This is a genomic window from Aeromicrobium sp. CnD17-E (assembly GCF_024124745.1).
In the GTDB taxonomy this organism is placed as follows: Bacteria; Actinomycetota; Actinomycetes; order Propionibacteriales; family Nocardioidaceae; genus Aeromicrobium.
The window spans coordinates 1-13,573 of sequence record NZ_JAMXRU010000090.1 but is presented as its reverse complement, the minus strand read 5'-3'; the positions used below and the strand labels follow the sequence as shown (position 1 = coordinate 13,573).

Annotated in this window: 16 protein-coding genes; 6 read left to right on the top strand and 10 right to left on the bottom strand. The window is 73.2% G+C overall.

The genetic code is table 11. From position 1 onward, the window contains the following. The 6 genes from NH339_RS14385 to proC form a co-directional block, all read right to left on the bottom strand. Window positions 1-197, bottom strand: a 197-nt coding sequence (locus NH339_RS14385; RefSeq protein ID WP_253026540.1) for a hypothetical protein, incomplete at its 3' end; no start/stop codon positions are given. Further along, window positions 194-1,183, bottom strand: a complete 990-nt coding sequence (locus tag NH339_RS14380; protein ID WP_253026538.1) for an NAD-dependent epimerase/dehydratase family protein — start codon at window positions 1,181-1,183, stop codon at window positions 194-196. The genes NH339_RS14385 and NH339_RS14380, both read right to left, overlap by 4 nt. A 5-nt stretch (window positions 1,184-1,188) precedes the next feature. Then, complete coding sequence (locus NH339_RS14375; protein WP_012359487.1) at window positions 1,189-1,290, bottom strand: 30S ribosomal protein bS22; 102 nt, start codon at window positions 1,288-1,290, stop codon at window positions 1,189-1,191. Between the two features lie 66 nt (window positions 1,291-1,356). After that, the gene (locus tag NH339_RS14370; RefSeq protein ID WP_067861267.1) at window positions 1,357-1,542 is read right to left on the bottom strand and encodes a helix-turn-helix domain-containing protein; all 186 of its coding nucleotides are present in this window, start codon (window positions 1,540-1,542) and stop codon (window positions 1,357-1,359) included. 184 nt (window positions 1,543-1,726) lie between these two features. Next, a complete protein-coding gene (locus NH339_RS14365; RefSeq protein ID WP_253026536.1) occupies window positions 1,727-2,959 on the bottom strand; it encodes an acetoin utilization protein AcuC in 1,233 nt (410 codons plus the stop codon). Window positions 2,960-2,968: 9 nt separating this feature from the next. Continuing rightward, window positions 2,969-3,826, bottom strand: coding sequence for a pyrroline-5-carboxylate reductase (proC, locus tag NH339_RS14360; protein ID WP_253026534.1), 858 nt, complete (start codon window positions 3,824-3,826; stop codon window positions 2,969-2,971). 57 nt (window positions 3,827-3,883) lie between these two features. Between proC and NH339_RS14355 the strand changes: the two genes are divergently transcribed. Beyond that, window positions 3,884-4,837, top strand: a complete 954-nt coding sequence (locus NH339_RS14355; protein ID WP_253026532.1) for a bile acid:sodium symporter family protein — start codon at window positions 3,884-3,886, stop codon at window positions 4,835-4,837. Between the two features lie 12 nt (window positions 4,838-4,849). Here NH339_RS14355 and NH339_RS14350 read toward each other — a convergent pair whose 3' ends face one another. From NH339_RS14350 to NH339_RS14340, 3 genes are all read right to left on the bottom strand, one after another. Beyond that, window positions 4,850-5,497 carry a LysE family translocator gene (locus tag NH339_RS14350; RefSeq protein ID WP_253026530.1) on the bottom strand — a complete coding sequence of 216 codons (648 nt, stop codon included), beginning with the start codon at window positions 5,495-5,497 and terminating at the stop codon, window positions 4,850-4,852. A gap of 128 nt (window positions 5,498-5,625) precedes the next feature. Then, window positions 5,626-6,411 carry a sugar phosphate isomerase/epimerase gene (locus NH339_RS14345; protein WP_253026528.1) on the bottom strand — a complete coding sequence of 262 codons (786 nt, stop codon included), beginning with the start codon at window positions 6,409-6,411 and terminating at the stop codon, window positions 5,626-5,628. Between the two features lie 2 nt (window positions 6,412-6,413). Then, a complete protein-coding gene (locus NH339_RS14340) occupies window positions 6,414-7,325 on the bottom strand; it encodes a Ppx/GppA family phosphatase (RefSeq protein WP_253026526.1) in 912 nt (303 codons plus the stop codon). A 62-nt stretch (window positions 7,326-7,387) separates the two neighbouring features. Here NH339_RS14340 and NH339_RS14335 point away from each other — a divergent pair, with 62 nt between their 5' ends. The 4 genes from NH339_RS14335 (at window position 7,388) to disA (ending at window position 11,443) form a co-directional block, all read left to right on the top strand. Then, the gene (locus NH339_RS14335) at window positions 7,388-8,146 is read left to right on the top strand and encodes a hypothetical protein (RefSeq protein WP_253026524.1); all 759 of its coding nucleotides are present in this window, start codon (window positions 7,388-7,390) and stop codon (window positions 8,144-8,146) included. A 79-nt stretch (window positions 8,147-8,225) separates the two neighbouring features. Further along, window positions 8,226-8,864 carry a VOC family protein gene (locus tag NH339_RS14330; RefSeq protein ID WP_253026523.1) on the top strand — a complete coding sequence of 213 codons (639 nt, stop codon included), beginning with the start codon at window positions 8,226-8,228 and terminating at the stop codon, window positions 8,862-8,864. 81 nt (window positions 8,865-8,945) lie between these two features. After that, on the top strand, window positions 8,946-10,346 hold the full coding sequence (gene radA / locus NH339_RS14325) for a DNA repair protein RadA (RefSeq protein WP_253026521.1): 1,401 nt from the start codon (window positions 8,946-8,948) through the stop codon (window positions 10,344-10,346). A 29-nt stretch (window positions 10,347-10,375) separates the two neighbouring features. After that, the gene (gene disA, locus NH339_RS14320) at window positions 10,376-11,443 is read left to right on the top strand and encodes a DNA integrity scanning diadenylate cyclase DisA (RefSeq protein WP_253026519.1); all 1,068 of its coding nucleotides are present in this window, start codon (window positions 10,376-10,378) and stop codon (window positions 11,441-11,443) included. Between the two features lie 675 nt (window positions 11,444-12,118). Here the strand turns inward: disA and NH339_RS14315 are convergent. Beyond that, window positions 12,119-12,865 carry a hypothetical protein gene (locus tag NH339_RS14315; protein ID WP_253026517.1) on the bottom strand — a complete coding sequence of 249 codons (747 nt, stop codon included), beginning with the start codon at window positions 12,863-12,865 and terminating at the stop codon, window positions 12,119-12,121. A 47-nt stretch (window positions 12,866-12,912) separates the two neighbouring features. Here NH339_RS14315 and NH339_RS14310 point away from each other — a divergent pair. Then, a partial coding sequence (locus NH339_RS14310; RefSeq protein ID WP_253026515.1) for an A/G-specific adenine glycosylase occupies window positions 12,913-13,573 on the top strand: 661 nt, incomplete at its 3' end.

The following is a 13,573-nucleotide window of genomic DNA, read 5'->3' as shown; positions in this document are numbered from 1 at the left end:
GGGGTCTCGGGCTTGGCTGCGCGGCCGGGCTTGGTGGCGCTGCTCTCGGTCGTCGACGACGCCGCAGCCTTCCGGACGGGCTTGCGCGGCGCCGCCTTGCCGCCCGCGAGGGAGCGTGCGCCCGACGACGGCGAACCCCCGCGCGTGCCCCGGCCCGCGGCGCCGTCGGTGCCGATGGTGCGACGTTCGTCGTTCATCCGTGACCTCCCAGACGTGCCAGGACCCCGGGACGCTGCGCGGCCCGGAACTCCTCGAACACCTCCTCGGTGGTGGCCGTCGGCTCGTAGCCGAAGATGTCGCGCAGGGCGGAGATGTCGACGGCCCGACCGTGCATGAGCAGACGGTGCAGGTCGGGCGAGATCTCCCCGCCCATGCTGCGCACGACCCGCGCGGCGGCGGCACCGAAGCCGATCGCGGGCAACGGGACGGTGGGCTTGCCGAGCCGGCGGGCGATCTGCGACAGCAGCAGGACCCCGGGCCCCGCCGCGTTGAAGGTGCCCGGACGGTCCTTCGTCACCGCCTCGGCGATGATGTTCAGCGCGTCGTGCAGCGACAGGAACTGCAGGCGCGGGTCGAACCCGAGCACCGCCGGCAGGAGCGGGTTGCGCAGGTAGCTGTGCAGCGGGCTCTCGATCTGCGGGTGCAGGGTCTGCGCGGCCCGCAGGGTCGTGATGAGGATCTCGGGCCGACGTCGGCTGAAGCCGCGCACGTACGACTCGGCCTCGACGACGTCCTTCGGGAACCCGGTGCGGACGCCACCGCGGGCGGAGTCGGACTCGCGGAACAGCGCGGGGTCGCGCGACGAGGAGCCGTACACGGCCGCGGACGAGCCGACGACCAGCTTGGCGACGGTCGCGGACCGCTGGCACGCGGCGAGGAGCTGCATCGTCCCGATGACGTTGCGCTCCTTCACGCCGCCACCGCCGCCGAAGCGGTGGCTCGCGGGGGCGAGGTCGAGGTGGACGACGGTGTCGACGTCCTCGACGGCGATGACCTTGGCCACCACCGGGGTGCGGATGTCGGCGCGGACGAACTTGACCCCGCCGAGGTCACCGACGGGGGGACGCAGGTCGATCCCGACCACCCGGTCGATGCCGGCGGACGCGCCGAGCTCGGCCAGGTGTCGCGAGACGCGCGACGCGAGGGTCCCGGAGACCCCCGTGACGAGGACGACCCGCCCCATGGGGCCTACTTGCCGAGCTTGCGGCGCTGGACGCGGGTGCGCTTGAGCATCTTGCGGTGCTTCTTCTTCGACATCCGCTTACGACGCTTCTTGATGACTGAACCCACGAAACAAACCTCTACTCGGTGCGGTACTGGCGGAGGACCAGCCTACGCGACGGTGGACGGACCGACTCAGCCGGCCTCGTAGAACGACTTCTGGAGGTACTCGCGCACCGCCTGCTCGGGCACGCGGAAGCTCCGGCCCACGCGCAGGGCCTCCAGCTCGCCGTTGTGGACGAGCCGGTACACGGTCATCTTGGAGACGCGCATCTGCGCAGCGACCTCCGCGACGGTCAGGAAGGTCGTTCCTGCAGTCATGGTCCTCACCTCTTCCAGGGCACCGCGCACCCCCGGCTTCCCCTCCGGGAGTCGGCGCGGCTCGTGCTCGCAGCGTAGTGCCTCCTGGGGCTCCAGGGATAGCCGAGACGGAACGAGTTCCACGAGACCTGTGTGATCGGGACGTCCGACCCGGGTCCAGGACCGCGTGCCGGTCCCTCGACGCTCAGAGGTGCGGGTCGAGACCGAGCAGCGGGAAGGTGTCGGTGCGTGCCGCGAGGATGTTGCGGTCGAGCCAGCTGGCCGGGTCGTAGCCCATCTCCCAGGCACGGAACGAGGCCGAGCGGCCGTCGGTCATCCGCTGCGGCGCGCGCACGCCCCGCAGCCGCTCGACGTGGTCGCGCCAGCCCTGCGACGTCGCGGCCTCGGGGTCGACGTCGTGGTCGGCGACGATGCCCAGCAGGTGCGTCCACGCCCGCGGCACGACCTCGGTCACGGCGTAGCCCCCGCCACCGGTGGCGACCCACCGGCCGCCGCACACCTCCCGCGCGAGGTCGCGGATGGCGAGGTACGACGCGCGCTGCCCGTCGACGCTGAGCATGAGGTTCGTGAGCGGGTCGTCCATGTGGGAGTCGCAGCCGTGCTGGCTGATGATGATCTCCGGGCCGAATTCTCGGATCACGTCGGGCACGACCGCGTGGAACGCGCGCAGCCAGCCGGCGTCGGACGTGCCGGGCGGCAGCGGGACGTTGACCGCCGTGCCCTCGGCCCCCTCCGCACCCGTCTCGGTCGACCAGCCGGTCCCGGGGAACAGCGACTGCGGGCCCTCGTGGATCGAGATGGTCAGCACGCGCGGGTCGTCGTAGAACATCGCCTGGACGCCGTCGCCGTGGTGCGCGTCGACGTCGAGGTAGACGACCTTCTGCGCACCCTGGGCCAGCAGCCAGGCGATGCCGACGCCGAGGTCGTTGTAGATGCAGAACCCGCTGGCCGAGCCGGGCATGGCGTGGTGCAGGCCGCCCGAGACGTTGACGGCGTGCGTGTTCTGGCCGGTCCACACGCGCCGCACGGCCTCCAGCGTGGCACCGGCGATCAGGGCGCTGGCGTCGTGCATGCCGCCGAAGACGGGGTTGTCCTCGGTGCCCAGCCCGACGCTGGGGTCGGCGTGGGTGGGGTGCACCGACAGCTTGCGCACCTTCTCGACGTAGACGGGCGTGTGCACGGTGCACAGCTCCTCGTCGGTGGCCGGCTCGGCACCGACGACCTCGAGGTGGTCGAGCACGCCGAGCTCGCCCGCGAGCACCATCGTCAGGTCGACGCGCACCGGCGCCATCGGGTGCGCGGCACCGAAGTCGTAGCCGGTGAGACGGTCGTCGAAGACGAGGCAGGGCCCCCCTGTGGCCTGGCCAGGGGTCTGCTCCGCCTCGTCGGCGGGTCCGTGCGGGGCGCGGTCCGGCATGGTCGAAGCCTACGACCCCGACAGCTCGGCCGAGCGTCGCGCCGCCGCCCGCACGCCCGCGCGCAGGCCCTCGTCGACCCCGTGCTCGTCGAACGTGGTGATCGCGGCGTGCGTCGTGCCGTTCGGCGACGTGACCCGGCGTCTCAGCTCGGCGGGCTCGTCGTCGGAGTCGGCGAGCAGTGCCGCAGCACCCCGCAGGGTCTGCTCGGTCAGGGTGCGCGCGGTGTCGCGGTCGAGCCCGGCGTCGACGCCGGCGTCGATCATCGCCTCGGCCAGGTAGAACACGTACGCCGGGCCCGAGCCGGACACGGCGGTGACGGCGTCCTGCTGCTCCTCCGGCACGACCGCCACGCGGCCACCCGTCTCGAGCAGCCCGACCGCGGCGGCCAGACGCTCCTCGTCGCAGGCGCGTCCGGGCGAGACGCCGAACATGCCCTCCCCGACGACGGCGGGGGTGTTGGGCATCGCGCGGGCCACCGCGACGCCGTCGGCCAGAGCGTCCTCGTAGGTGGCGATCCGCACGCCGGCCGCGAGGGACAGCACGGTGGCGGACGGGTCGACGTGCGGGGCGATCGCCTGCACGAGCGCCGCGACGTCCTGCGGCTTGACGACCACGAGCACGACGGCGGCCCGCTGGACTGCCGTCGCGGGGTCGGTGGTCTGCACGCCGTAGCGGGCGCGCAGGTCGGCGGCGCGCTCCTCGAGCTTCTCGCTCACGACGAGGTCGCCGGGACGTCGGCCCGACGCGACGAACGCCGACAGCAGCGTCTCGCCCATCACCCCGCCGCCCAGGATGGCGATGCGGTCGGGATCGGTCCCCTCGGGCTGGGTGCCGTCGGGCTGGGCGTCCGTCGTCGTGCCGCTCATGGCGCCACCCTAGGCCGCGCCGCGGTCGCCGGCGGGTGCGGGCGTACCGTCGGGGCCGTGCGCCGCCTCGACCCGTTCCTCGTGCTCCTGCTCGGCGCCGCGGCCCTCGGCTCGTTCCTGCCGGCCACCGGCACGACGTTCGAGGTCGTGCGCACCGTCTCGACCGTGGGCATCGGGCTGCTCTTCTTCCTGTACGGCGCGCGACTCTCGACCGCCGAGACGGTGCGCAACCTCAAGCACTGGCGGCTGCAGCTGAGCATCCTCAGCGTCACGTTCGTGGTGTTCCCGGTGCTCGGTCTCGGCACGCGGCTGCTCCCGGACTCCTGGCTCGCCCCGCAGCTCGCCGCCGGGCTGCTGCTGCTGACGCTCGTGCCGTCGACCGTGCAGGGCTGCGTGGTCTACACGCGGCTCGCGGGCGGCAACGTCGCGGCGGCGGTCGTCAGCGCGTCGACGTCGAACCTGCTGGGCGTGCTGATGACGCCGCTGCTCGTGGCGCTCCTGATGGGCGGCGAGGCGCGCGTCGACGCGGGCTCGGTGCTGCGGATCGTGCTGCAGCTGCTGGCCCCCTTCGCGCTCGGACAGCTGCTGCGACCGCTCGTGGGGGCCTGGGTCGAGCGTCACGACACGGGCCTCAAGCGTTTCGACCGGTCGACCATCCTGCTGATCGTCTACGTCGCGTTCAGCGAGGGCACCGAGGCCGGCATCTGGTCGGCCGTCCCGCTGCACGACTTCGCCGTCGTGGCCGTGCTGGCGGCCGCGCTCCTCGCCCTGGGACTCGGGTGGTGCACCGCGTGGGGCCGGCTGGTCGGGTTCGACCGCGGCGACCGGGTGGCGCTGCTGTTCTGCGGGAGCAACAAGAGCCTCGCGAGCGGGTTGCCGATGGCCACGGTGCTCTTCCCGAGCGACGTCGTGGCCTTCGTGGTGCTGCCGCTGATGATCTACCACCAGATGCAGCTCGTGGTCGGCTCGGTGCTGGCCGGACGGTTGGGGAGGTCGGCACCGACGACGTAGGTCGAGGACGTCCTACTTCCGGTGGCCCGTCACCGCCAGCGCCACGCCGAGCCCGACCATCGACGCGCCACCCAGTGCGCCGACGGCCTCGCCGCGGCGGGGCGAGCGGGCGAACCAGGAGCGCAGGGCGCTGGCCACGACCGCCCACACGCCGTCGCTGACCAGGCCGATCGCGAAGGCGACGAGTCCGAGCAGCAGCATCTGCACCGGGACGTGACCGGCACCGCGGTCGACGAACTGGGGCAGCACGGCGGCGAAGATCATGAACGCCTTCGGGTTGGTGAGCCCCACCACGAACCCCTGGCGCAGGGCCGTCGGGAGCGGCAGCGGCGCGCGGGTCGCGGTGCCGTCGACGTCGGTCATCGAGAGCTGCTTGCGGTGGCGGACGGCCTGCACGCCGAGCCACACCAGGTAGGCCGCGCCGGCCAGCTTGACGACGGTGAACGCCAGGATCGACCGCTCCAGCAGCACCGACAGGCCCGCGGTGACGAGCAGCACGATGACGAGCAGGCCGAGGGAGTTCCCGAGGACGGTCACGAGGGCGACCGAGCGACCGTAGGCGAGCGCACGGCCGATGACGAACACGACGCTCGGGCCAGGGATCGCGATGAGGACGAGCGCGGCGACGCCGAAGGCGAGCAGCTGGTCGACGGTGATCATGCCCAGATCCTGCCCGACTACAGCCTCCCCCTCCACGTCCTTTTCCTCCCCACCGCGCTGAGTGTGACGTTTCGGGGGTGGGAACGACCGATCCGCCCCGGAAACGTCACACTCAGCGGGGTGGCGGGTCAGCGGGCGGCGTGCTCGCGGGCGAACGCGAGCGCCTCGAGCAGGTCGGCCTCGCGCTCCTGCAGGTCGACCGCCTTGCGGGTGCTGACCTCGACCACGACCTCACCGGTGAACGACGACGCGGCCACCTCGCGCAGGAACTCCACGCACGGCTGCGTGCCCCGACCGGGCACCAGGTGCTCGTCCTTCGGCGATCCCGTGCTGTCGGCGAGGTGCACGTGCGCGAGCCGCTCCCCCAGATCACGAGCCATCGCGACGGGGTCGTCGGCCGCAGTGGCGCTGTGGGAGAGGTCGAGCGTGACGTGCGCGTAGTCCTCGCCGACGGGGTTCCAGTCGGGCAGGTAGGCGTGGAACTCCCGCTTGCCGGTGCGCCACGGGTACATGTTCTCGACGGCGAACACCAGGTCGTGCTCGTCCTCCAGCGCCGCGATGCCCTCGACGAAGCCCTTCGCGTACTCGCGCTGCCAGCGGAACGGCGGGTGCACGACGACGACCGACGCGCCGACGGTGTGCGCCATCTCGGCGCTGCGCTGCAGCTTACCCCAGGGGTCGGTGCCCCAGACCCGCTGGGTGAGCAGGAGCGTCGGCGCGTGCACCGAGACCACCGGCACCTCGTGGAACTCCGACAGGGACAGGCACGCCTCGGCGTCGGTGCTGACCTCGTCGATCCCGACCATCACCTCGACGCCGTCGTAGCCGAGCCGCGACGCCGCCTCGAAGCCGCTCGCCGTCGTGCCCGGGTAGACCGAGGACGTCGAGAGGGAGACGCGCAGGGGGGCGGCCATGCTCAGAGGTGCGCCAGGTGCTCGAGGAGCACGCCCTCGCGCAGCGCCCACGGGCAGATCTCGAGCTCGTCGACGCCGAACAGGTCCATCGCCGCCTCCGCCACCACGGCACCCGCGACCATCTGGTGCGCGCGGTCGTGGGAGACGCCCGGGAGCTGCGCGATCTCCTCGACGTCGAGGTGCACGATCTCCGAGATCAGCGGGCGCAGGTCGGCGCGGCGCAGCACGCGGCGCACGTACTGGCCCTCGCTGGACGGTGCGGCTCCGCACATGCGTGCGAGCGACCGGAACGTCTTGCTCGTGGCCACCGCGCGGTCGAAGTGGCCGCCGCGCAGCAGCGGTCCCGCGACGTCGGCGATGACCGAGCGGGCGTGCAGCCGCAGCTCGTCGTGCCCGCGACCCTCGGCGAGCCACTCGCGAGTGAGGCGGCCCGCGCCGAGCGGCACGGAGCGCGCGACCGTCGGCTCCTCGTCGGCACCCACGGCCAGCTCGAGGGAGCCGCCGCCGATGTCGAACACGCCGAGCCGACCGGCGGACCAGCCGAACCAGCGACGCACGGCGAGGAACGTCAGGCGGGCCTCGTCCTCTCCGGGGAGCACCCGGAGGTCGACGCCCGTGGCGGTGCGGACGGCGGCCAGGACGGCGTCGGCGTTGTCGGCGTCGCGCACGGCGGACGTCGCGAACGCGACGATGCTCGAGCAGCCACGCTCCAGAGCCTCGGCCTTCGCCTCGCCCACGTACTTGACCAGGCGGGCGACACCGTCGTCGGTGACGCAGTTGTCGTCACCGAGCTGCTCGGCCAGACGCAGCGGCTCCTTGAAGGAGTACGCCGGCAGCGGGGGTCCGCCGCGGTACGCGTCGACGATGAGCAGGTGCCCGGTGTTCGACCCGATGTCGAGGACGCCCATGCGCATGCGTCCATCCTCCCACGCCGCCCGTCGGGCCGGGCTCCCCCGGCAGTTCGTAGAGTGGAGGCATGCCTGAGGTCGACCTGGGACTCCCGCGGACGTGGGTCGAGTTCGCGAACCCGGACGACGTCGACGAGGTGTTCCGCTGCGACCTGACGTGGCTGACGTCGCGCTGGACGTGCATCTTCGGCGCCGGCTGCGCGGGCATCTACGCGAGCAGCCCCGACGCCGGCTGCTGCACCCTCGGCGCGCACTTCGCCGACGCCGACGACGAGACGCGGGTGGCCGGCGCCGTCGAGCGCCTGACGCCCGAGCGCTGGTACCGCCACCCCGACGGCCCGCAGCCCCTGCAGGGCGCCTGGACCGAGGTCGACGACGACGGCGACCGCAAGACGCGCGCCCTCGACGGCGCGTGCGTCTTCCACAACCCCCGCGGCTTCGCGGGCGGCTACGGCTGCGCGCTGCACGGCCTCGCGCTCGAGGAGGGCGTCGAGCCCCTGACCCTCAAGCCCGACGTGTGCTGGCAGCTGCCGCTGCGCCGTCAGTTCCGCGACGTCGAGCGCGGCGACGGCACCAGCTACTCGGAGGTGCAGATCGGCGAGTACGTCCGCGCCGGCTGGGGACCGGGCGGCCACGACCTCGACTGGTACTGCTCCTCCAACACCGAGGCGCACGTGGGCCAGGAGCCGGTCTACGTCAGCAACCGCGCCGAGCTCGTCGCCCTCATGGGCGAGGCCGGCTACGCCGAGCTCGAGCGCCAGTGCGAGGACCACCTCGCAGCGGGTGCCCCGAACGTCCACCCCGCGACCGCTGCGGCCCGGAGGTGAGCCGGCGATGACGACCTCGCACCTCGCCCTGGTGGACCCCGGTCGTCGGGAGACGTGGGCCGTCTGGCAAGAATGGCCCATGCACCTCGACCACCTCTCGTACGCCGCCGGCCCCGCTGGCCTCGACGCCACCGTGGCCGAGCTCTCCGCGGCTCTCGGCGCGACGTTCCTCGACGGCGGCGCGCACCCGCGCTTCGGCACCCGCAACATGGTGCTCCCGCTCCGCAACCGTCAGTACGTGGAGGTCGTGGAGGTCCTCGACCACCCCGCCGCCGACAAGGCGGCGTTCGGGCAGGTCGTCCGGCAGCGCTCTGAGGCCGGTGGAGGCTGGATGGCCTGGTGCGTGTCGGTCGACGACATGACCGAGGTGGAGCGTCGCATCGGTCGCCACGCGGTGCCCGGCAACCGTCGTCGTCCCGACGGCTTCAACCTGGAGTGGCGCCAGATCGGCACGAGCGGGATGAAGGCCGACCCGCAGCTGCCGTACGTCACGTGCTGGGACGTGCCGCCGGAGGAGCACCCGTCGCAGATGGCGCCGTCGGAGATCGCGCTCACCGCCATCGAGATGGCCGGCTCGCCCCACCGCCTGTCCGACTGGCTCGGCGAGCCCGCCGTGGACGCGCTCGAGGAGATCGCGGTCGAGTGGGTCGCGCCGCACGGCCTGCCGGGCATCATGAGCGTCTCGTTCGAGACCCCGAACGGCGTCGTCCGCATCTGAGCCCTCGCACCGCCGCCAGCGGCTCGCTCGCCTGGGGAGCGACCGGCTCCGCTGTCGGACGTCGCACCTAGGGTGGGACGCATGCCCACCGCGAAGGCGCCCAAGGTCGCCAAGCCCGTCTACGCCTGCGCCGAGTGCGGGTGGACCACCAGCAAGTGGGTGGGCCGGTGCGGCGAGTGCCAGGCCTGGGGCACCGTCGACGTCGCGTCGCCGTCGGCCCGTGCCGGGCGGACCGCGCCCGCCGCCACCGTCACCCCCGCGCGCCCCATCACGCAGGTCGAGGTCGAGTCGTCGCGGGCGGTCTCGTCGGGCATCGGTGAGCTCGACCGCGTCCTCGGCGGCGGGGTCACGCCCGGCGGCGTGCTGCTCCTGGCCGGCGAGCCGGGGGTCGGCAAGTCCACGCTGCTGCTCGAGCTCGCCGCCCGGTGGGCGCGGCAGGGTCGGCGCACCCTCTACGTCTCCGGCGAGGAGTCGGCCGGCCAGGTGCGGCTGCGCGCCGAGCGGACGGGCGCGGTCCACGACGAGCTCTACCTCGCCGCCGAGACCGACCTCGGCGCGCTGCTCACCCACGTCGAGCAGGTCCGACCGAGCCTGCTGGTGGTCGACTCCGTGCAGACCATCGGCTCGGCCGACGTCGACGGCGTCCCCGGCGGTGTCACCCAGGTGCGCGAGGTCGCGTCCGCGGTCATCCAGCGGGCGAAGAGCGAGGGCATCGCGACCCTGCTCGTCGGCCACGTCACGAAGGACGGTGCGGTCGCCGGGCCCCGCGTCCTCGAGCACCTCGTCGACGTCGTCCTGCAGTTCGAGGGCGACCGCGCGTCGCGCCTGCGGCTCCTGCGGGCGGTGAAGAACCGGTTCGGTCCGGTCGACGAGATCGGGTGCTTCGACCTCGCCGACTCGGGCCTGGTCGAGGTGCCCGACCCGACGGGGTTGTTCGTCAGCCGTCACGAGCAGCCCGTCCCCGGCACCTGCGTCACGGTGACGATGGAGGGGCGGCGTCCGCTGCTGGCGGAGGTGCAGGCGCTGGCAGTCGAGACCAACGCGCCGTCGCCGCGGCGCACCTCCAGCGGCCTCGACTCCTCGCGCGTGGCCATGATCCTCGCCGTGCTCACCCGGCACTGCGGCGTCAACCTCTCGCGCCACGACGTCTACACCGCCTCCGTCGGCGGCGCGCGTCTCGTCGAGCCGTCCGTCGACCTCGCGGTCCTGGTCGCGGCGGCCTCGGCCCAGGCCGACCGGGTGGCACCTGCCGGGCTCGTCGTGCTCGGCGAGGTGGGGCTCGCCGGTGAGGTGCGGCCCGTGCGGCACACCGCCGAGCGACTGCGGGAGGCCGCGCGCCTCGGGTTCACCGCCGCGATCGTCCCGGCCCGTTCCGAGGGGCTCGACGACGTTCCCGCGTCGCTGCGCATCACACAGGTGGGCGATGTCGTGGCGGCCGTGCTGGCCCTGCCGAGCGCGCGTGGACGCGTCGAGCCCTCCTGAACCTGGACCCTCCCCCTACACTGTCGCCCGTGGCCCCTCGACCTGACCTGCGCACCGTCCTCGCGGCGGTGGCGCCTGGCACCTCGCTGCGCGAGGGCCTCGAGCGCATCCTCCGCGGCCGCACCGGTGCGCTCATCGTCCTCGGGCAGGACAAGGTCGTCGAGGCGCTCAGCACGGGCGGCTTCGCGCTCGACGTGCCGTTCACGGCCACCGGTCTGCGCGAGCTGGCCAAGATGGACGGCGCGATCATCCTCGACTCCGGCGCGCAGCGGATCCTGCAGGCCGCCGTGCACCTCATGCCCGACCCGTCGATCCCGACCGACGAGTCCGGCACCCGGCACCGCACCGCCGACCGCGTCGCCCGCCAAACCGGCCTGCCGGTCATCTCGGTGTCGGCGTCGATGCACATCATCGCCCTCTACCTCGACGGCACCCGCCACGTGCTCGAGGACGCCGGCGCCATCATCGGTCGCGCCAACCAGGCCATCGCCACCCTCGAGCGGTACCGCAGCCGCCTCGACGAGGTGTCCGACGCGCTGTCGGCGCTCGAGATCGAGGACCTCGTCACCGTGCGCGACGTCGCCGCGGTGGCCCAGCGACTGGAGATGGTCAGCCGGATCGCCGCCGAGATCGACCAGTACGTGCTGGAGCTCGGCACCGACGGTCGCCTGCTCGCCCTGCAGCTGGAGGAGCTGATCAGCGGGGTCGACGCCGAGCGCGAGCTCGTCATCCGCGACTACATGCCGTCGGGCCGGCGGGGCCGGGCGGTCAGCACCGTCCTGCAGGACCTCGCCGAGATCGACTCGACGGAGCTCGTGGACCTCACGAGCGTGGCGACGGCGCTGCGCATCGGCGCCGGCGACTCCCTCGACCACCCGCTCGCACCGCGCGGCTACCGACTGCTCGCCCGCGTGCCCCGACTGCCGCAGACGGTCATCGACCGCCTCATCGACCACTTCGGCACGCTGCAGAAGCTGCTCGCGGCCAGCATCGACGACCTGCAGACCGTCGAGGGCGTCGGCGACCTGCGCGCCCGCGGGGTCCGCGACGGCCTGTCGCGTCTCGCCGAGTCGAGCATCCTCGAGCGGTACGTCTGACGTTCGACCTGCCTGCGCCTGCGCGCGGAGGGTCGCTTGCAGGTTGCCGGTCGTCGCGACCTTGCCGGTGCGCTGCCGCAAGGGGTCTGGGCTTTGTCGTGCGCTGCCTCGGGGGGGTCTCGTCGTGCTGGTGCGCTGCCGCAGGGGGTCTGGGGTTGCTGGTGCGCTGCCTGCGGTCGGTCTCGTCCTGCTGCTGCGCTGCCTCGGCCTTCGCTGGGGGTGGTCTCCGAACAGGGCCTCGACCGGGCGGTCGGCATCGGCGCTGGTCCCGGGTCTCGGGCTGCGGCTCGGGCTCGGGGTGGACGCAGGATTCTGCGTTCGTGCGCTGAGAGTCCAAAGATGCTGCGATTCCTACGGGATCCCGTCGGGAACGCAGACGCGTTCGACCTCGCACGCGTGAATGAAGAATCGTGGCTGCCCTTTGCGTTGGGGTGACGCGAGATTCTCCCTTCGCGTGGACCGTTCCACGCGAAGGAAGAATCCCTACCGCGCCCCGCCCGCCATCGCCGCAGAACGGTGGCCCCAGAACGCAGAAAAGAAGAATCGTGCGTCACCCGAGAGCCCCGACCAGACCCCCGAGGCCCGGAACCACCCCCAGGCCCGCTACCGGTCGAGGCCCTCTTGAAGACCGGACATCGCGCCAGCCGCAGCGGCCAGCCACGCGGAGGAGCCGGCTCAGTCCCGACTCGGCGACGCGCTCGGGCTGGGGCTCGCCGAGGCGGACGGCTTCGCCGACGCGCTCGCGCTCGGCGTCGGGGAGGGGCTCGGCTTGGGCTTCGGCTGGACGAGCTTGAACGTCGTGGCCCCCGGCTCGCCACCGAGCGTGCCGATGCGCAGCGTGTAGGTGCCCGGCGAGGCCCAGCCCTCGCGCGGCGAGCAGGCGGGCCCGGAGCCGCGGCCCGACCACCGCGCCGACGCCGCCGTCGCCCACCCGGGGCTGAGCGCCACCGGCTCGTCGAGCAGGGCGGTCTTGCAGACCGTGGAGTCCCACACGGCGGTGTCGCCACTCTTGATCACGGCGATGAGGTCGGTGTCGCCCGGGTCGAGCGTGCAGCCCTTCTTGGCGGTGGTGGAGATGAGCAGCTCGACGCGCACGGCCTGCCGTGCCGACTGGTCCTCGGGCACCGTGGGCGTCATCCGCACCGACTCCGGCGTGCAGGCGGTGCTGGTGGCCGTCAGGGTCACCTGGGCGTCGCTCTGCGCCGACCGTGACGGTGTCGGGCTGGGCGTCGGCGAGGCCGTGGCCGACCCGCTGGCCGAGGCGCTCGGGGAGGGCGCTGCGGCAGGACGGGAGTCGTCCGAGCCGCCGGGCCACAGCCTCACCACGAGCCAGACCACGAGCAGCACGACGGCGAGGAGGAGGAAGCGACGACGCCAGTAGATCGCCCGCGGCAACGGACGGCGGGTCGGTCGCGTGCTCACGCTCCGAGGGTAGTTCGCGTGGACGCGCGTGCGAGGATCGACGCGCCATGCCGACCCCGTCCGCTCCACTCCCCGACGACCTCGCCGGACTCCACGGCGCCGTCGTCGGCTGGTTCGACGACCACGCCCGCGACCTGCCGTGGCGCGGGACGGCCGAGGTGCTCCCCGAGCCGTGGCCGGTGCTCGTGTCGGAGCTGATGCTGCAGCAGACCCCGGTCGTGCGGGTGCTGCCGGTCTTCGAGGCGTGGATGGAGCGCTGGCCGACGCCCGCTGGCCTCGCCGCGGAGCCGTCGAGCGAGGCCGTGCGGGCGTGGGGCCGGCTCGGCTACCCACGACGCGCGCTGCGCCTCCACGCGGCCGCGGTCGCGATCACGACCGAGCACGACGGACGGGTGCCCGACGACCACGTCGCGCTGCTCGCGCTGCCCGGTGTCGGCGAGTACACGGCCGCGGCGGTCGCCTCGTTCGCGTTCGGCCAACGGCATGCCGTGATGGACACGAACGTCCGACGCGTGCTGGCGCGGGTCGTCCTCGGTCAGGCGTACCCGTCGACGTCGGTCACGGCCGCCGAGCGGCGGCTGGCGCAGGCGCTGCTGCCCACCGACGACGCGCACCGGTGGGCGGCCGCGACGATGGAGCTCGGTGCCCTCGTGTGCACCGCCCGAGCGCCCCGCTGCGACGTCTGCCCCGTCGCCGACCGTTGCCGCT